Source organism: Pseudoalteromonas sp. SR43-5, assembly GCF_014163835.1.
Taxonomy (GTDB): Bacteria; Pseudomonadota; Gammaproteobacteria; order Enterobacterales; family Alteromonadaceae; genus Pseudoalteromonas; species Pseudoalteromonas distincta.
This window is the reverse complement of the sequence record NZ_JACJEA010000023.1, coordinates 59,893-77,562: the sequence shown is the minus strand read 5'-3', so window position 1 is coordinate 77,562 and position 17,670 is coordinate 59,893. Positions and strand designations below refer to the sequence as shown.

Sequence of the window (17,670 nt, the reverse complement as noted above, 5' to 3'; positions counted from 1 at the left end):
CTTGGCTGCTTCTAAGCCATGATGGAGGGGAAGCGTCTAATACTAAAAATACATTAATAGCGCCATTTCTTATTACCGTATCAATATAATCAACCTTAGCTGCAATTGTGCCACTGGGTGTAACTATGTCTGCTTTTTGGCCAATTTTTAACTGAGTGGATGAATACTGAGGGACTTGTATTTTAGCCAGTAAGTTGTCGGTCTCTATTAACTCAAACAGCGATTGCCCTTGAGTAACCGCTTGACCTAATTTAGCTAAGTTTTGGCTTACGGTACCGTCAAAGTTTGCTGTGAGTGTTAGTTGCTCTTGACGCCTTTGTAAATAGCTAAGTTTGTTTTTTGAGATGTTTACTTTGTTATCAAGCGCAATTAATTGCTGATCAAATGCCTCTTTAAATAGACTAAGTTCACCATTTTTGGCATTAACTTCAAGTTCACTTTGCTTGTAAAGCATTTCGCTTTGCTTAAAGCGAATTGCAGAAATAATACCTTGTTCCATTAAGACTTTATTAGCATTTAATTCAAGCGCTTGCTGCTGCAATGCCATTTTAGCTTTTGATAAGTCGACTTTAATTTGCGAGAGCTTAATTGCTAAATTACTTTTATCAATAGCTACTTGGGATTCTAAATTAAGCTGCTCATAACTCGCATTATGTATATCTTGTTCCAATTCGTAGTTAGTTAGCTTTGCTAATACTTGGCCTTTTTTTATAGCTTGCCCTTCACGAATTGTAAGTGTGTTGATATTGCCTTTTAGCGGCGCAGACAAAAGCTCTCTTTGTGTAGGCTCTATTGTACCAATCCCTTTTAATACATTGGGTAATGATACTTGAGAGACTAATATTGGCTTTAAATAACGTTCAGGAATATCATTTGAGAAAAGTAGTATCTTAATTAAATAACCCAAAGCCAATAACAACAATAAAGCCGCAATAGCGATAGGGTATCTACTTTTTTGTTTAACGATTAAATACTCTTCCATTAGTACAACCTACTTGTGCTTTTGTTATTTTAAAATGTGGTAAACGCTGTTTTAGTTAGGATTTTTATTTTCCTTAAGTAAAGGGTGTAAGGGTAAGCTAGCTGAGTAATATTTTTTAGCTGGCAGTTAATGGTTTGATTTATCACCAACTCCGTTCCCAAAACACATTCAGTTATATCACCACTAAGTTAACTATGTAAATTTTATTTTAATGGAATTTAGTGGAAGAAAGGTTTGATTATCTTGTTTGTTGATGAAGCAGGGCAAGGTAATTACTACGTTGCTACATAAAAGCACTTTTTTTATAAGTGCTCTTAGGTTTAGGGGGGTATTGTTAACAATGAGCAGTAGCTTGGGATTAATTTTATCGACGTAGGAAGGGTTGAGTGAAACGAAACCCAACGGTTATCTGAAAGTTGCCTTTGAACTTAAAACTTTAGGCTTATATGGGTTAGTATCAACTCCTAACTCGTAGAGTTTTTTATTAAAAAATAAATTGTCTAACATATCATTAAAGACGGGGTCATTAGCTGCAAATTTACAACACGGTCCAAGTATAATTGTGTCAATTATATTTATTCGAAAACTTACTTCAAGATAGCTTTTAATAAAGCCATTAGAGTTTATGAATTTCACATCTTGAGGTGGTGGCAGTTTTTCAATGAAAGAAACTAACCTTACTTCACCTTCGTCTATAAAAGCCTCATTTTTACCTGTTGTTATAAATGCGATAAAGTTATCAAGAAAGTTACTTCTAGCCTCAAATTCAAATTGATCACTATCAAAAGTTGAGGCTAATTTTAATAAGTTTTGTGCTTCTGTGTTTAATTCTCCTTGTTTGTAAACGCAATTCCCAGCAATGCGGTAAGTATTATTTAGACAGTGTCGTAATGCTGATAAATTGATACTAAAACATATTCCTGTACCGTTATCTGCATATCCCCGCCACTGGCTTAAAGAATCTGGGTTTTTACTAAAGCTCATTATATGTATATAGTGATTTTCAATATGCTTTTTGAAAAACTTAATATTTTTAATGCCTTTATTAAACCCTTCATTTGAAATATTTAATTTTTTCATTAACTCAGGTTTTTGTTTTTCTAAATTTAAAAGAAGATTAATATTATGATCTATCTCTGTATAGTCATTCATTGCTCTTGCGTCGCCAAACCGAAAGGTTCTGCTATTCACAATAGAGATAAAAGCATCCAAAGATGTGTAGTGATAGACTAGCTCGTTACTTTCTTCAGTATCCATATGATCAACTCTCCATTTAATAATAGAAAACGTTCAGATAACAAAAAAAGCTCTAGACCCAAAGGGCTTAGAGCTTTCTATATATAATTAAAGTTTAGCTAAAACACTTAACTTCAACGTATCGTTGGGTTTCGTTTCACTCAACCCAATCGACTATTACTCATCAATTGAGCGTAGTAGGGCGTTTATACCTACTTTTTCACGTGTTTGTTTATCTACTTTTTTCACGATGATTGCAGCATAAAGGCTGTGAGTGCCATCTTTTGACGGTAGTGCACCTGGTACAACTACTGCGCCTGCAGGTACGCGGCCGTAGTGAATTTCGCCAGTTTCGCGGTCATAAATACGGGTACTTTGGCTGATGTAAACACCCATTGAAATAACTGCGCCTTCTTCAACAATTACGCCTTCAACAATTTCAGAACGAGCGCCAATAAAGCAGTTGTCTTCAATGATGGTTGGGTTAGCTTGTAGAGGCTCTAAAACACCGCCTATGCCAACGCCACCTGATAAATGTACGTTCTTACCAATTTGTGCACACGAGCCTACAGTCGCCCATGTATCAACCATGGTGCCGTCGTCAACGTATGCGCCAATGTTTACGTACGATGGCATAAGTACAACGTTTTTACCTACAAAGCTGCCTTTACGTGCTACAGCGTTTGGTACTACGCGCATACCGCCTTGTTGAAATTGCTCTGGCGTGTAGTCGCTAAATTTAAGCGGTACTTTGTCGTAAAACTGGTTTACGCCGTCGTTCATTGGTTGGTTGTCGCGAATACGAAACGACAGTAACACTGCTTTTTTAAGCCACTGGTGTACGACCCATTCACCTGATATTTTTTCAGCAACGCGTGCTGCGCCGCTATCAAGTAAATCAAGTGCGTCGATAATAGCTTGTTTTACGTCGCTTGATACTGTGCTTGGGCTAATGCTATCGCGGTTGTCCCATGCGTTTTCGATCATCGTTTTTAAATCTGACATGTGTGTCCTCTATTCTGTTTCTGCGTTGAATTTTTTACGTAATGCCTGATGAATTTTTGCTTGCTCTTCATCAGTCAGCGCTTGGTATTCGTTATTAGATACAACAAAGAAATCCTCTGCACGTTCACCTACCGTTGTAATACGGGCAGCGTGAATGTGTAGTAAATGCGCTTGGAAAACTTCGGCTATTTTGGTTAGTAAACCTTGTATATCGACGGCTTGAATTTCTATTAAGCTACGGTCTTTGCGTGCATGTGGGCGCAACACAATTTTAGGTTTAATATTAAAATCTTTAAAGCGTTGAGAGCGGCTCTTTTTAAAGCGAATTTTTTTACGCGGATCGCTAAGTGCTTGCTCAAGCCCGCGTTTAATTGATTGCGCTCGACCACTTGCAATAGGGTCGCCACTTACTTCAAGTATTACAAAGCTAAACAGGACGTAACCATCTTTTGTGGTCAGTACTTGCGCGTGCTGTATTTGTGCTTTTTTAGAGCCAATTACACTCACTAATCTCGCAAAAAGCGCACCAGAGTAGGGGCTGTATACAAATACTTGTGTACCCCCATGCATTGCTTTGTTAGATACAATGACACTGGGTTGGCTTAAATCGGTGCTAGTTAATAAATGCTCACTTTGCCACGATATTTGCTGTTCGCTAAAGGCGGTAAAGTAGTTGGCTTTAAAGCGACTCCAAATTAAATCAATTTTATTCTCAGGGTAACCTAAGTTGAGTAGACGTTGTTTAGCTTGGTGTTTTTTATCGCGAATTTGGTCGCGCTGATCCATTGGGTTTTCAAGCCCTAAGCGTAATGCGCGCTGCGTGTGCAAGTACAATTCACGCAGTAGGGTGTTTTTCCAATCGTTCCATAAGTTGTCGTTGGTTGCACGGATGTCGGCAACGGTTAAACAATATAAATAGTCGAGTTGGCGCTCTGTTTTAATACGTGTTGCAAAGTCTTTTATTACAGCAGGGTCGTTAATATCTTTACGCTGCGCGGTAACCGACATAAGTAAATGGTTACTTACAAGCCATGCTACTAATTTTGCATCAGAGGATGAAAAACCATGTAGTTTAGCAAAGGCTATAGCATCAACAGCGCCAAGTTCAGAGTGATCTCCCCCTCGTCCCTTAGCAATGTCGTGAAATATACCGGCTAAATAAAGTAGCTCTGGTTTGTCCATTCGAGTGACTATTTCACTACAAATAGGAAACTCGCTAATGCCAGTTTTATCAAAGTATTCGTAAATATTTTTGATTAATTTGTGAGTATGCTCATCTACGGTGTAGGCGTGAAACAAATCGAACTGCATTTGTCCAAATATATTACGCCACTGCGGTAAGTAGGCGGCAAGCATGCCGTGTTTGTGCATTAACGTAAATGCGCGGCCCATACCATTAGGGTGTTTAACTAAGCGTAAAAAAGCTTCACGACAGGCTGCATAATCTTGTAAATCCCCCAATAAACGGCGGCGTACTTGGCGGATTGTACGAATAGTGCTTGGGTAAATATGCGTTATTGCAGGGTTGTCTGCTATGTGCTCAAACAATACAAAAAGTTGGTCACGTCTAAAAAATACAGATGGATCTTTTACGCGTATTTGATGGCCCACTTGCTCAAAGTTTCTGTCGAGTACTATCACCGTTTTTTCACTACTTTCGGGCATGATACTTTGTTCAAAGTATGAAAGTAGCATTTGGTTAAGTTCGCGCACGCGGCTCATTATTCTAAATAAGCGCTTCATCATACGCTCAACAGAGGCTTTACCGTCGCTACCAAAACCTAAAATTTCGGCGGCTTGTGGTTGATGATCAAACAATAAGCGGTTTTCAGCCCGACCTGCGGCTAGATGCAGTGCAAAGCGAATATTCCATAGGTTCTCTAGGCACTCTGAAAGCTCTTGAAACTCTTCATGGGTTAAGTAGCCGTGACTTATTAACTCTTGCAGGGTTTCGGTTCTAAAGTGCTTTTTTGCGACCCAAATAATGGTTTGCAAGTCGCGCAGGCCACCGGGGTTTTCTTTAATGTTTGGCTCAAGATTATACGCGGTGCCATGGCACTTTTTGTGACGTAAGTTTTGTTCTTGAACTTTGGCAGTAAAAAACTCACCGGAGCGCCATACGGGGGTTTCTAGAATATGCGTTTTGAGTTTTTCAAACTCAATATGATTACCAAAAATAAGGCGGCTTTCGAGTAAACTGGTGGCAAAAGTAACGTCTTCACGTTTTTGCTCAATGGCTTGTTCTATCGTGCGCACGCTGTGGCCAATCTCTAAGTTGAGATCCCATAGCATGGTGACAAACTGGCCTATTTTTTCGCATATTTCTTCGCTTGGTGGTTTAGTTACAAGCAATAAAAAATCGATGTCGGAGTAGGGATGTAGCTCGCCACGTCCGTATCCGCCTACTGCTATTAGTGCTAAATCAGGTTCGCGCGCTAAGTCGTAAACATGAAAAAGCTTAATTAGTAGGCGGTCAATAAACTCAGCCCGGGCATTAATTAAATTCCCAACCGGTTGTTTAGAAAATTCGTTATGTAACCATTTATAAAAATAGCTAGAACAATCGCGATAATCACTAAGTTGCTCTGCATCGCTGAGCAACTTTTTTACTTTGTTGGGTAATGCCACGTGGGCTGGCTCCTAATTTCTTATTTATTATTAGTGTTCTATGATCCTGTCGATAGTATCATCTGATCGTAGCGTTAAAATTTCAACACCATTTTCAGTCACTAATAAAGTATGTTCCCACTGTGCAGACAAGCTGCGGTCGCGAGTTACTACAGTCCAATCATCTTTAAGTAGCTTACATTGGCGTTTACCCGCATTAACCATTGGTTCAATTGTTAAGCACATGCCCGCTTTTAAAGTTTCGCCAGTACCCGCTTTACCGTAGTGCATTACTTGTGGTTCTTCATGAAATCCTGCGCCAATACCGTGGCCGCAATATTCACGAACAATAGAGTAATTAAAACTTTCTGCATATTTTTGAATAGCAGAGCCAATATCACCTAAGCGCACACCTGGTTTTACCATTTTAATAGCAAGGTATAAGCTTTCTTGTGTTACTTCTGCAAGACGCTTAGCTTGGATGTTTGGTGTACCAACGTGGAACATTTTAGAAGTATCGCCGTGGTAGCCATCTTTAATGACAGTTACGTCAATATTTACGCTGTCGCCTTCTTTTAATGCTTTGTCATTTGGAATTCCGTGACAAATAACATGATTAACTGACGTACAAACTGATTTTGGAAAGCCATGATAATTTAACGGAGCAGGGATTGCTTGTTGCACATTAACAATATAATCATGACAAAGTGTATTTAGCTCATCGGTGGTAACACCCGGCACTACATGAGGGCCGATCATTTCAAGTACATCGGCCGCTAAGCGCCCAGCTACGCGCATTTTCTCTATTTCTTCAGGGGTCTTGATAATAGCGCTCATTGAGGCTCCAAAGTTGAGTTTCTAACATTTATCGCCGAACAAATTTTGCACGCGACGTTGAGTATTTAATTTTAATATGGTATAAAGCGCGCCGTCTTTTTACAAATAAATTCTTAAATGATTTTTTGTATTTAAGGCAAACACAATTTTATTTTAACACACACACGTATCGTCACATACACTTGGGTGCATTTGAAGTTTAATTACTTCGGTGTTGGTGCTATGGGATATGTGGAGGCCTAACCCTAAACAACTATAGAGGATCTATAAAATGGCAAACGTTTCAATGCGCGATATGCTTCAAGCTGGTGTTCACTTTGGTCACCAAGCACGTTACTGGAACCCTAAGATGAAGCCTTTCATCTTCGGCACACGTAACCGTGTACATATCATCAACCTTGAGCAAACTGTACCAATGTTCAACGACGCACTTAAGTTTTTATCAAGTGCTGCAGCTAACAAAGGTAAAGTTCTTTTCGTTGGTACTAAGCGCGCAGCAAGCGACGCAGTTAAAGCAGCTGCTTTAGAAAGCGATCAGTTCTTCGTAAATCACCGTTGGTTAGGTGGTATGTTGACTAACTGGAAAACTGTACGTCAATCAATCAAGCGTCTTAAAGACCTTGAAGTACAAAGCCAAGACGGTACTTTCGAGAAATTAACTAAGAAAGAAACGTTAATGCTTAACCGCGAAATGGAAAAGCTTGAAAAGAGCCTTGGTGGTATCAAAAACATGGGCGGTCTTCCAGACGCGCTTTTCGTTATCGATGCTGACCACGAGCACATTGCTATCCGTGAAGCAAACAACCTAGGTATCCCTGTTGTTGCAATCGTTGATACTAACTCTAACCCAGACGGCGTTGATTACATCGTTCCTGGTAACGATGATGCTATCCGTGCTGTAAGCCTTTACACTAGCGCTGTTGCAGCTGCTATCACTGAAGGTCGCGAGAATAACATCGTTGCTCAAGCTGAGAAAGACGATTTCGTTGAAGCTGAGTAATTAGCTATCATCAAGTCTTCATCTTTTTAAGGTGAAGACTTGTTATTCTTGTAGAGCGGGTAACCCGCTTATCTAAACCAGATTTCAGATTTGAGGATTTACTAATGGCTGTAACTACTGCCCTAGTTAAAGAATTACGCGAGCGCACAGGCGCTGGCATGATGGATTGTAAAAAAGCGTTAACTGAGACTGATGGCGACATCGAGTTAGCGATTGAAAACATGCGTAAAAGTGGCGCTGCTAAAGCTGCTAAAAAAGCAGGTAACATTGCTGCTGAAGGTACTATCATCATCAAGCAAAACGCTGGTGTTGCAGTACTAGTAGAAGTTAACTGTCAAACAGACTTCGTTGCAAAAGACGTAAGCTTTTTAGCATTTGCTGATAAAGTTGCTGAAGCTGCAATTGCTGACACTCTTACTATCGAAGACTTACAAGCTAAGTTTGAAGAAGACCGTGTTGAGCTAGTAACTAAAATTGGCGAAAACATCAACGTACGTCGTCTGCAGTACATCGCTGGTGAAAACCTAGTTGAGTACCGTCATGGCGACCGTATCGGTGTTGTTGTTGCAGGTGTTGCTGATGAAGAAACACTTAAGCACGTTGCAATGCACGTTGCTGCTTCACGTCCAGAGTACTTAACTCCTTCTGACGTACCAGCTGACGTTGTAGAAAAAGAAAAGCAAGTACAAATCGAAATCGCGATGAATGAAGGCAAGCCTGCTGAAATCGCTGAGAAGATGGTTGTTGGTCGCATGAAAAAATTCACTGGTGAGGTTTCTCTTACTGGTCAAGCTTTCATCATGGAACCTAAAAAATCTGTTGGCGATATTCTTAAAGAGAAAAACGCAACAGTTACTGGCTTTGTACGTGTAGAAGTTGGTGAAGGTATCGAGAAGAAAGAAGAAGATTTTGCTGCTGAAGTTGCTGCTCAAATTGCAGCTGCTAAAGGTCAGTAAGATTAACTATTTGTGATGCAAAAGGAAATTAGATGCAATTAAAGTACTATTTGGTTTTGCTTCACAGCTAGAAATTCTTTAAAATAACCGCGCTTTTATGTTTAACATAAGCGCGGTTATTTTTTATCCATAATTCAATAAAAGTTGGCCCCTATACTATGACTATCAATCGCAAACCTATTTTTAGACGTGTTCTTCTCAAATTAAGTGGTGAAGCTTTAATGGGAGACGAAGGCTTCGGCATCGACCCTAAAGTTTTAGACCGTATGGCACAAGAAATTAAAGAGCTAGTAGAGCTTGACGTAGAAGTGGGTTTAGTTATTGGTGGAGGTAACTTTTTACGCGGTGGTTCACTTGCAGAAGCAGGCATGAACCGCGTAGTAGGCGACCACATGGGTATGCTTGCAACGGTTATGAATGGCCTTGCAATGCGTGATGCGCTACACCGTGCATTTGTAAACTGTCGTTTAATGTCGGCTATTCCGCTAAATGGTGTATGTGACGCTTATAACTGGGCTGAAGCAATTAGTTTATTGAAAACTGGCCGCGTTGTTATTTTTGCAGCAGGCACCGGTAACCCATTTTTTACTACCGATTCTGCAGCGTGTTTACGCGGTATCGAAATTGAAGCGGATACAGTAATTAAAGCGACTAAAGTGGATGGCGTGTACAGTGATGATCCTGTTAAAAACCCAGAAGCGACGCTTTACAGCCACTTAAGCTACAATGAAATCATTGAAAAAGAATTAAAAGTTATGGATTTAGCGGCATTTACTCTAGCCCGCGATCACAATATGCCATTGAGCGTATTTAATATGAATAAATCAGGCGCGCTAAAACGCGTAATTATGGGTGAAGAAGAAGGAACACTTATTTCTTCACAAGCCTCAGATGAAATAATCAAATAATTAGGATTAAACCGTGATTAACGATATTCAAAAAGACGCGCAAGCGCGCATGCAAAAAAGTGTAACTGCACTAGGTAGCCAATTATCTAAAATTCGTACTGGCCGTGCACATCCTGCAATCCTAGATGGCATTATGGTGTCGTACTACGGTGCACCAACGCCTTTAAACCAAGTTGCTAACGTAACAATTGAAGATTCTCGTACACTTGCTATTGGTGTATTTGATAAGTCTTTAGCGCAAGCTGTTGAAAAAGCAATTATGGCGTCTGACTTAGGTTTAAACCCTATGTCGGCAGGTACTGTTATTCGTGTACCTCTTCCTCCACTTACAGAAGAGCGTCGTAAAGACCTAATCAAAATTGTACGTGGCGAAGTTGAAGGCGGTCGTGTTGCTATTCGTAACATTCGTCGTGATGCTAATGGCGATGTAAAAGGTTTATTAAAAGATAAAGAAATATCTGAAGATGAAGCGCGTCAATCAGATGATGCGATTCAAAAACTTACAGATAAGTTTATCAAAGAAATGGATACTCTATTAGCTGCTAAAGAAGCAGAGTTAATGGAAATCTAAGTAAGTCCCTGTTTATCTTTTGAGGTTAAATTTGCAGTAGTGTGTTTGGCTTTAAGGCAAGGCAGAGCCTACGTAGTGTGGTTATTTCCCATTATTAGGCGATAGCAATGCATAAAATCTAAAAACGCGCTGCCCAAAGGGTTCTGCCTAGATTGAATAAATTACAATCCTGAAAGGTCGACAGGACCTATTAAAATTATTAGTTTTGAAACGCCGTCTAGGGTATACTAGGCGGCGTTTTTTTATGGAATACTCGATATTTATGGTTCTAGATGCTGACACAATTTCACAGCAATGTTTACCCAAACATGTTGCTATCATCATGGATGGGAACGGACGTTGGGCACAAGCTAGAAATAGACCTCGTGTGTATGGGCATAAAAAAGGCGTAGACGCAGTTCGTCAATCTGTTCAGTTTTGTACTAAATTAGGGATACAATCGTTAACCTTATTTGCTTTTAGTAGTGAAAACTGGCGCCGCCCTGAAGACGAAGTAAACACTTTAATGGAGCTTTTCTTATTTGTTTTAACAAAGGAAGTTAAAAAGCTTCATAAAAACAATGTAAAACTGACCATTATTGGAGACTTATCACGATTTTCTGAAGGATTACGTAGCAAGGTAGACGCTGCGCATAAGCTGACTGAAAATAATACCGGATTGCGCTTAAATGTTGCAGCTAATTACGGTGGTCGTTGGGATATGGCTAACGCGGCTAAACAACTTGCTTTGCAAGTTGCGCAAGGCACACTCAACGCAGAAGATATTACAGAAGAGCGCTTAGCACAGCATATGAGCATGGCAGATCAGGCAGAACCTGATTTACTTATTCGCACTGGTGGCGATGTTCGTATTAGTAATTTTTTACTATGGCAAGTTGCTTATGCAGAACTTTACTTTACCGAAACACTTTGGCCTGATTTTAATGAAGCAGCATTTGCTGAGGCTATAGCGTGTTACGTTGCCAGAGAGCGACGTTTTGGTTGTACGGGCGAACAAATAAAACAATTACTCGCTCAAACCTAAATAGAATAAGGGTCACATTTTGTTAAAACAACGAATTTTAACCTCACTTGTGCTTGCACCATCGGCATTAGCTTTGGTTTTTTATACACCGCTTACGTTATTTAGTTACTTTGCCGGTGCAATAGTATTATTAGGCGCATGGGAATGGTCTGCGTTTATGGGTTTATGCGATAAGCTCAAACGTGGTGCTTTTGTTGTATTGATTGCAGCCTTACTTGGCCTGCTTAATTTACATTGGCCTATTGAATCACTATGGGAAAGTGGCAAGCTAGTAGGTGATGCGAATTACTTATTTACGCTTTCGTTTGCTTGGTGGATTGTTGCTAGTTATTTAATTTGGCGCTATCCAGAAATGGCTAAAGCGTGGAATGAAGGTCTAGTAATGCGCGGCATTGCAGGTTTATTAACACTTGTGCCGTTATGGCTTGCACTAAATACGCTGCGCAGTGCGCAATATGCTGAATCAACACATTTTGGCTCTGTACTTATTTTAGTCGTATTGGGTATTGTGTGGAGTGCAGACGTTGGTGCTTATTTTTCAGGTAAGAGCTTTGGTAAGCATAAACTTATGCCAAAAGTGAGCCCTAATAAAACAATTGAAGGGTTAGCAGGCGGTGTAGTCGCTTCTATCATTTTTGTTTTAGCATTTTGTCACTTTACCGATGTTGATTTAGGTGTTTGGCCTATCTACGCGATAATGACTGCATTTATTGCATTGTTCTCTGCGGTAGGTGATTTACTTGAAAGCATGTTTAAACGTGAAGCTGGTTTAAAAGATAGCGGCCGTTGTTTACCTGGGCACGGCGGTATTTTAGATCGCATTGACAGCTTAACGGCTGCAGCTCCAATGTTTGTAATGTGCTATGCGTGGACTCTTAGTTTATGAGCCAAAAGCAATTGCTGGTTATTTTAGGCGCAACAGGTTCAATTGGTTTAAGTACACTAGATGTTGTATCGCGCAATAAAGAGTTATTTGATGTTTTTGTTTTAGCTGCAGGGCAAAACGCAAAAAAAATGGCTGAGCTGTGTATTGAACACGAACCACTTTATGCGATTATGGCTACCCAGCAAGCCGCTGAGCAGTTATCTGCTTATTTAGCTAATACACCATGCCAAACGCTTGTTATGCACGGCGAGCAAGCAATGTGCGACTTATGTGCTCACCCAGATGTTGATGTCGTGATGTCGGCAATTGTAGGTGCAGCTGGTTTACTGCCAACATTAAGTGCAGTAGAAGCAGGTAAAAAAGTACTCCTTGCTAATAAAGAATCGTTAGTTATGTCAGGTCAGTTGTTTATTGATAAAGTTAAACAACATAAAGCGACCTTGCTGCCAATTGATAGCGAACATAATGCTATTTTTCAATGTCTACCTTCTTCGTTACAAAGTGCCAAAGGCGATCAAAATTTACAGCAACATGGCGTAAGTAAAATTTTGCTTACCGGTTCTGGTGGCCCTTTTTTAACGCGCGATCTAAACACACTAAAAGATGTAACTGTAAGTGAAGCCGTGGCGCATCCTAACTGGTCGATGGGTCAAAAAATATCAGTAGACTCGGCCACTATGATGAATAAAGGCTTAGAGTTTATCGAAGCTAAGTGGTTATTCAATTGCGACACCAGTGATATAGACGTAGTGATTCATCCACAAAGTATTATTCACTCAATGGTGCAATACCACGACGGTTCTATTTTAGCGCAAATGGGTAACCCTGATATGCGCACCCCAATTGCCCATGCACTTGCATACCCTGAGCGAATTAATGCAGGCGTTAAACCCTTAAACTTCTCTGATATATGTGATTTTTCATTCACCAAGCCTGACTTTTCTCGCTATCCAAATTTACAATTAGCGATTGATGCGTGCAGGGCAGGGCAGGGCGCGACCACAACGGTTAATGCTGCAAATGAGATAGCAGTAAGTGCATTCTTAAACGGTAAAATTGGTTTTACTGATATATACAAAATAAATGCACAAACGCTTGAATCTGCAACGTATACCAATGTACAAAGCTTAGATGAAATTTTAGAGTGCGATAAATTAGCGCGTATTAGCGCTTCAGAATTTATAACAAAAGTGGCGCATTAATATGTTTGATTTTTTTTGGAATCTTGGCTCATTTATTTTAGCGCTTGGTATTTTAGTGGCCATACATGAATATGGCCATTTTTGGGTTGCACGAAAAATGGGCGTTAAAGTGCTGCGTTTTTCAATTGGCTTTGGTAAGCCACTATTAAAATGGCACGATAAATATAATACCGAATATGTGATTGCGGCTATTCCATTAGGCGGTTATGTAAAAATGCTTGATGAGCGTGTTGATGACGTGCCGGCAAACCAACGTCATTTATCGTTTAACGCTAAATCTGTACAAGCACGTATTGCCATAGTTGCAGCGGGTCCAATGGCCAACTTTTTGTTTGCCATTTTTGCTCTTGCTGTAATGTATATGGTGGGTGTGCAGTCGGTAAAGCCTGTGGTAGGTAGTATTACCGAGGGTAGCCGGGCAGAGCAAGCGGGCATTATGCCTTCTCAACATATTATAAAAATTGGTGATGATGATATAACGACCTGGCAAGATGCCACGTTTGCACTTATGTCTAATTTAGGTGAAGAAAGCGTTGAAGTGATAGTGCGCGATAAAAACCTTCAACCACGTGTTAAAACGCTTAATTTAGAGGGGTGGAAACTAGATCAGCAAGACGTGCCACCATTAAGCTCGTTAGGTATTGTACCGTTTAGACCTCAAGCAACTTTAACAATTGCCGCCGTAACTAAAGACTCAGCTGCAGAACACGCTAATTTACAAGTTAATGACACAATTTTGGCTGTAAACGGTGAAACAATAAGCAATTGGCAGCAATTAGTTAATCTTATTACGCAATCAGCTAACAAATCTTTACAATTTAGTGTAAAAAGACAAGATACTATAAAAGCCATTACAGTAACCCCTAAAGGGCGCATTGATAATAACGGTATTGAGCAAGGCTTTTTAGGCGTTGCTCCTGTTGTACAGCAATGGCCTGATGGTTATGTAGAGACTAGACATTACGGCCCGCTCGATAGTATCGTGCGAGGCACAAAAGAAACGTGGCGCTTAATTACACTCAGTTTTGATATGATTGGTAATTTAATTACAGGCCAGGTTTCGGTTAAGAATTTAAGTGGCCCTGTGGGCATTGCAGTAGGCGCTGGAACTAGCGTAAGCTATGGGTTAGTGGCCTTTTTAAGCTTTTTAGCCTTAATAAGCGTTAACTTGGGTGTATTTAATTTATTACCCTTACCAGTACTTGATGGTGGACACTTAATGTATTACATAATTGAACTTTTTCGTAAAAAGCCGGTCTCTGAAAAGACACAAGAGTTTGGTTTTAAAGTGGGCGCCTTGTTGCTCATTTTTCTAACATGTTTCGCTTTGTTCAATGATGTATCGCGTTTGTAGTTTTACAGCGTGGCAAATTACTAATTAGAACACGATTGTAAAGCACCACTTTAGTAGGGTGTTATGCGGTAATACAGTTGTAAAGGATAAAGATAATAAAATGGCTATAAAAAAACATTTGGCAGTAACAAGTTTATTGGGTGCAAGTTTTGCAGCCCTAGGCCAAAACTCCTTTATTGTTGAAGACCTGAAAGTTGAAGGTTTGCAGCGTGTAGCACTTGGTGCAGCGCTAACACATATTCCTATTAACGTAGGCGATAATGTTGATGACTATACGATTTCAAAAACAATAAAGTCACTTTATCGTTCTGGGCACTTTGATAACATAAAAGCCCTTCGTGATGGCAACAACGTTATTTTTAAAGTAACGGAACGTCCAACCATCAGCTTCATTGAGTTTGAAGGCAATAAAGACATTAAAGACGAGCAGCTTAATGAGTCTCTTGATCAGCAAGATATTCGTCAAGGTGAACCACTTGATAAAACCGTTATCGATAGTATCGAAAAGGGCTTAGTTGAGTTTTTCCACAGTATTGGTAAATACAACGCTAAAGTAGATATCAGTATTACTAAGTTGCCTCGTAACCGCGTTAAACTTAAATTAGAGTTTGATGAAGGTGATGCAGCTTCTATCCGACAAATTAACTTAGTGGGTAATGAACTTTTTTCTAATGAAGAGCTTCTTAAACTTGCTGAATCGCAGCAAGATTTACCTTGGTGGCAGTTTATGGGTAGCGATCGCTACCAAAAGCAAACCATTGAAGGCGATTTAGAAAAAATTCGTAGTTATTATTTAGACCGTGGTTACCTACGTTTTAATATCGATTCAACGCAAGTATCAGTGAGCCCTGAACGTGAATCAGTTTACGTTACAGCTAACTTAACCGAAGGCGTAAAATATACCGTTAAAGGCTTTGACTTTATTGGTGACTTGCTTGGCCGTGAAGACTTAATTAAAAGTGTTATCCCACTTAGAGCGGGTGAGCTTTACAATGGCTCAGTCGTTACTTCGTCAGAAGAATTTATTAAAAGCTACTTAGCACGTTTTGGTTACGCTAATGCTGAAGTACGTACAATTCCAGAAATTGACGACGAAAAGCAAGAAGTACAACTAACACTATCGGTTAATCCAGGTAAGCGTGTATATGTTCGTCGTATTATTGTTGGTGGTAACCAAAATACAGCTGATGAAGTACTTCGCCGTGAAATGACACAACTTGAAGGCGCCTGGTTATCTAATCAAAACCTTGAGCGTTCAAAACTACAAATTCAACGTTTGCCTTACATGGAAACTGTTGATTTTAACGTAGTGCCTGTACCAGGTGTGGATGACCAAGTAGATGTAGATTTTACTGTAAAAGAGCAATCAGCGGGTAGCTTTAATGCTGGTCTTGCTTATGGTTCTTACTTAGGTCTGCAGTTTAATATTGGTGTAACAGAATCTAACTTTTTAGGCACAGGTAACCAAATTGGTTTAAACCTTAACACGTCTACAGGTTCTGAAAGCTTAAGCTTATCGTACACAGACCCATACTTTACGCCAGATGGTGTATCGCAAGGCAGTAGCATCTTTTACAGAAACTACGATGCAAGTAAATTCAGTCTTGTTGAGTACAAATCAAAAAGTTATGGTTTAGGCACAAATATTGGTTTTCCAATTGATGCTGTAAATCGTGTTAACTTTGGCGCCCGTTGGATTAAAGAAGAGCTTTCGGATATTGCAGAGTACGAGCAAACGCGTGTACTTCGTGAAACATTCTTAGATCCAGACAACCCAGATGCAGGCTTTGACTTTACTAAGTATGAGCTGAGTGTTGGTTGGTCGCGTATTACTGTTAACCGTGGTTTATTCCCAACAGCGGGTTCGCGTCAAACTCTAAACTTAACAGCAACAACGCCTAACTCAGATCTTCAGTACTTTAAACTGAATTACGATTCGCGTTTTTACTGGCCTATATCAAATGACCACCGTTGGGTATTCTCAACCCGTGCAGCGCTTGGTTATGGTAATGGTTATGGTTCTACAAACGGGTATGAGCAAACACTTCCATTCCAAGAGTACTTCCGTATAACGGAAATGGAACTTCGTGGCTTTGACCGTAATACAATATTACCACGTGCTGTATCGCGTATACCGCAGTCTATTCCAGGTACGCCAGGTGCAGACGGTACTACAACCGGTAGCATTGGTGGCGCATCAGAATTTGATATTCTAGTGCCGCAAGGCCGTATTGGTGGTAATGCTAAAGCAGTGGCAGGTATGGAGCTAATTGTTCCTACACCATTCTTAGATGAAGAAAATACCAGCTCTGTACGTACTAGCTTCTTTGTTGATGCTGCAAACGTATGGGATACTGAGTTTAACGTAGACCGCTATCAAAACTTAGGCGTTGATGAACGTGCTAAGTTAGATGACTATTCAGACCCAATGCGTTTTAGGGTTTCAACCGGTCTTTCATTACAATGGATCTCTCCAATGGGTCCAATGCTGATCAGTTTTGCGTATCCATTGCAAAAAGAAGAAGATGACGATACGAAAACCATCAGCTTTAACATTAGTAACACTTTCTAAAGGAGTTTTTTGTGAAAAAATTATTTAAATCAACAGCTGTAGCAGTTTTAGCAACTTTAATGATGGGTACTTCTGTGAATGCATTTGCACACAAAGTAGGTATTGTTGATATGCAGGAAATCTACAAGCAAATTCCTCAAATGGCTAAAATTGAACAGTCTTTACAAACTGAGTTTGCTGAACGTCGTCAAGAGCTTGAAAAGTTACAAGGCGATATTCGTTTTGAAGCTGAAAAATTTAAACGTGAAAGTACAACTATGAGCCAAGCTCAAAAAGATGCACTACGTGATAAAATTCAAGGCATGCAAAAAAATCTTGCTGAACAAGGTCGTCCTTTAGAGCAAGAAATCAAAGCGCGCCAAAACCAAGAGCTTGCTAAAGTTCAAGGTGTGATAATCAAAACAATTGAAGAAATTGCTAAAGACGGCGACTTCGACGAAGTTAAAGTAAAAGACACAACAATTTACTTTAACCCTAAAGAAGTAACTGATCTTTCGTCTAAAGTTGTAGCTGCAGTTAGTAAGAAATAA

15 protein-coding genes are annotated in these 17,670 nt (G+C 39.9%); 10 read left to right on the top strand and 5 right to left on the bottom strand.

All coding sequences use genetic code 11. The features are described from left to right. The 5 genes from H5090_RS14470 to map all read right to left on the bottom strand — a co-directional run. Nucleotides 1-982, bottom strand: a 982-nt coding sequence (locus H5090_RS14470) for an HlyD family secretion protein (protein ID WP_182696048.1), incomplete at its 3' end; no start/stop codon positions are given. A 405-nt stretch (nucleotides 983-1,387) separates the two neighbouring features. Further along, nucleotides 1,388-2,239, bottom strand: a complete 852-nt coding sequence (locus H5090_RS14465) for a DUF2971 domain-containing protein (protein ID WP_182696047.1) — start codon at nucleotides 2,237-2,239, stop codon at nucleotides 1,388-1,390. A gap of 156 nt (nucleotides 2,240-2,395) precedes the next feature. Beyond that, complete coding sequence (gene dapD, locus H5090_RS14460) at nucleotides 2,396-3,223, bottom strand: 2,3,4,5-tetrahydropyridine-2,6-dicarboxylate N-succinyltransferase (protein WP_002958324.1); 828 nt, start codon at nucleotides 3,221-3,223, stop codon at nucleotides 2,396-2,398. Nucleotides 3,224-3,232: 9 nt separating this feature from the next. Next, complete coding sequence (glnD, locus tag H5090_RS14455; RefSeq protein WP_002958323.1) at nucleotides 3,233-5,851, bottom strand: [protein-PII] uridylyltransferase; 2,619 nt, start codon at nucleotides 5,849-5,851, stop codon at nucleotides 3,233-3,235. Between the two features lie 30 nt (nucleotides 5,852-5,881). Next, complete coding sequence (map, locus tag H5090_RS14450) at nucleotides 5,882-6,667, bottom strand: type I methionyl aminopeptidase (RefSeq protein ID WP_002958322.1); 786 nt, start codon at nucleotides 6,665-6,667, stop codon at nucleotides 5,882-5,884. 271 nt (nucleotides 6,668-6,938) lie between these two features. Here map and rpsB point away from each other — a divergent pair, with 271 nt between their 5' ends. The 10 genes from rpsB to H5090_RS14400 all read left to right on the top strand — a co-directional run bounded on the left by rpsB (nucleotide 6,939) and on the right by H5090_RS14400 (nucleotide 17,670). Further along, complete coding sequence (gene rpsB / locus H5090_RS14445; RefSeq protein WP_024596499.1) at nucleotides 6,939-7,667, top strand: 30S ribosomal protein S2; 729 nt, start codon at nucleotides 6,939-6,941, stop codon at nucleotides 7,665-7,667. Nucleotides 7,668-7,771: 104 nt separating this feature from the next. Next, nucleotides 7,772-8,623 carry a translation elongation factor Ts gene (gene tsf, locus H5090_RS14440; protein ID WP_002958320.1) on the top strand — a complete coding sequence of 284 codons (852 nt, stop codon included), beginning with the start codon at nucleotides 7,772-7,774 and terminating at the stop codon, nucleotides 8,621-8,623. 158 nt (nucleotides 8,624-8,781) lie between these two features. After that, nucleotides 8,782-9,531 (top strand): UMP kinase, encoded by a 750-nt coding sequence (gene pyrH / locus H5090_RS14435; protein ID WP_024596498.1) that lies wholly within the window; start codon nucleotides 8,782-8,784, stop codon nucleotides 9,529-9,531. A 49-nt stretch (nucleotides 9,532-9,580) separates the two neighbouring features. Beyond that, nucleotides 9,581-10,102, top strand: coding sequence for a ribosome recycling factor (frr, locus tag H5090_RS14430; protein WP_206013162.1), 522 nt, complete (start codon nucleotides 9,581-9,583; stop codon nucleotides 10,100-10,102). Between the two features lie 244 nt (nucleotides 10,103-10,346). Beyond that, nucleotides 10,347-11,126, top strand: coding sequence for an isoprenyl transferase (locus H5090_RS14425; RefSeq protein ID WP_024596497.1), 780 nt, complete (start codon nucleotides 10,347-10,349; stop codon nucleotides 11,124-11,126). Nucleotides 11,127-11,145: 19 nt separating this feature from the next. Further along, entirely contained in the window at nucleotides 11,146-12,012 is an 867-nt protein-coding gene (locus H5090_RS14420) for a phosphatidate cytidylyltransferase (RefSeq protein ID WP_024596496.1), read from the top strand. Next, nucleotides 12,009-13,214: a 1-deoxy-D-xylulose-5-phosphate reductoisomerase gene (gene ispC / locus H5090_RS14415; protein WP_182696046.1), complete on the top strand. Its 1,206-nt coding sequence runs from the start codon at nucleotides 12,009-12,011 to the stop codon at nucleotides 13,212-13,214. The genes H5090_RS14420 and ispC overlap by 4 nt, the downstream gene beginning before the upstream one ends. Before the next feature lies 1 nt (nucleotide 13,215). Further along, entirely contained in the window at nucleotides 13,216-14,568 is a 1,353-nt protein-coding gene (gene rseP / locus H5090_RS14410) for a sigma E protease regulator RseP (protein ID WP_002958314.1), read from the top strand. 100 nt (nucleotides 14,569-14,668) lie between these two features. Continuing rightward, entirely contained in the window at nucleotides 14,669-17,140 is a 2,472-nt protein-coding gene (bamA, locus tag H5090_RS14405) for an outer membrane protein assembly factor BamA (RefSeq protein ID WP_024596248.1), read from the top strand. 11 nt (nucleotides 17,141-17,151) lie between these two features. After that, nucleotides 17,152-17,670, top strand: coding sequence for an OmpH family outer membrane protein (locus H5090_RS14400; protein WP_002958312.1), 519 nt, complete (start codon nucleotides 17,152-17,154; stop codon nucleotides 17,668-17,670).

Bases quoted from the DNA above. Each gene is read 5' to 3' on its own strand.
- H5090_RS14465 (WP_182696047.1), bottom strand. From the start codon at position 2,239: ATGGATACTGAAGAAAGTAACGAGCTAGTCTATCACTACACATCTTTG.
- dapD (WP_002958324.1), bottom strand. From the start codon at position 3,223: ATGTCAGATTTAAAAACGATGATCGAAAACGCATGGGACAACCGCGAT.
- map (WP_002958322.1), bottom strand. From the start codon at position 6,667: ATGAGCGCTATTATCAAGACCCCTGAAGAAATAGAGAAAATGCGCGTA.
- rpsB (WP_024596499.1), top strand. From the start codon at position 6,939: ATGGCAAACGTTTCAATGCGCGATATGCTTCAAGCTGGTGTTCACTTT.
- tsf (WP_002958320.1), top strand. From the start codon at position 7,772: ATGGCTGTAACTACTGCCCTAGTTAAAGAATTACGCGAGCGCACAGGC.
- pyrH (WP_024596498.1), top strand. From the start codon at position 8,782: ATGACTATCAATCGCAAACCTATTTTTAGACGTGTTCTTCTCAAATTA.
- frr (WP_206013162.1), top strand. From the start codon at position 9,581: ATGCAAAAAAGTGTAACTGCACTAGGTAGCCAATTATCTAAAATTCGT.
- H5090_RS14425 (WP_024596497.1), top strand. From the start codon at position 10,347: ATGGAATACTCGATATTTATGGTTCTAGATGCTGACACAATTTCACAG.
- ispC (WP_182696046.1), top strand. From the start codon at position 12,009: ATGAGCCAAAAGCAATTGCTGGTTATTTTAGGCGCAACAGGTTCAATT.
- rseP (WP_002958314.1), top strand. From the start codon at position 13,216: ATGTTTGATTTTTTTTGGAATCTTGGCTCATTTATTTTAGCGCTTGGT.
- bamA (WP_024596248.1), top strand. From the start codon at position 14,669: ATGGCTATAAAAAAACATTTGGCAGTAACAAGTTTATTGGGTGCAAGT.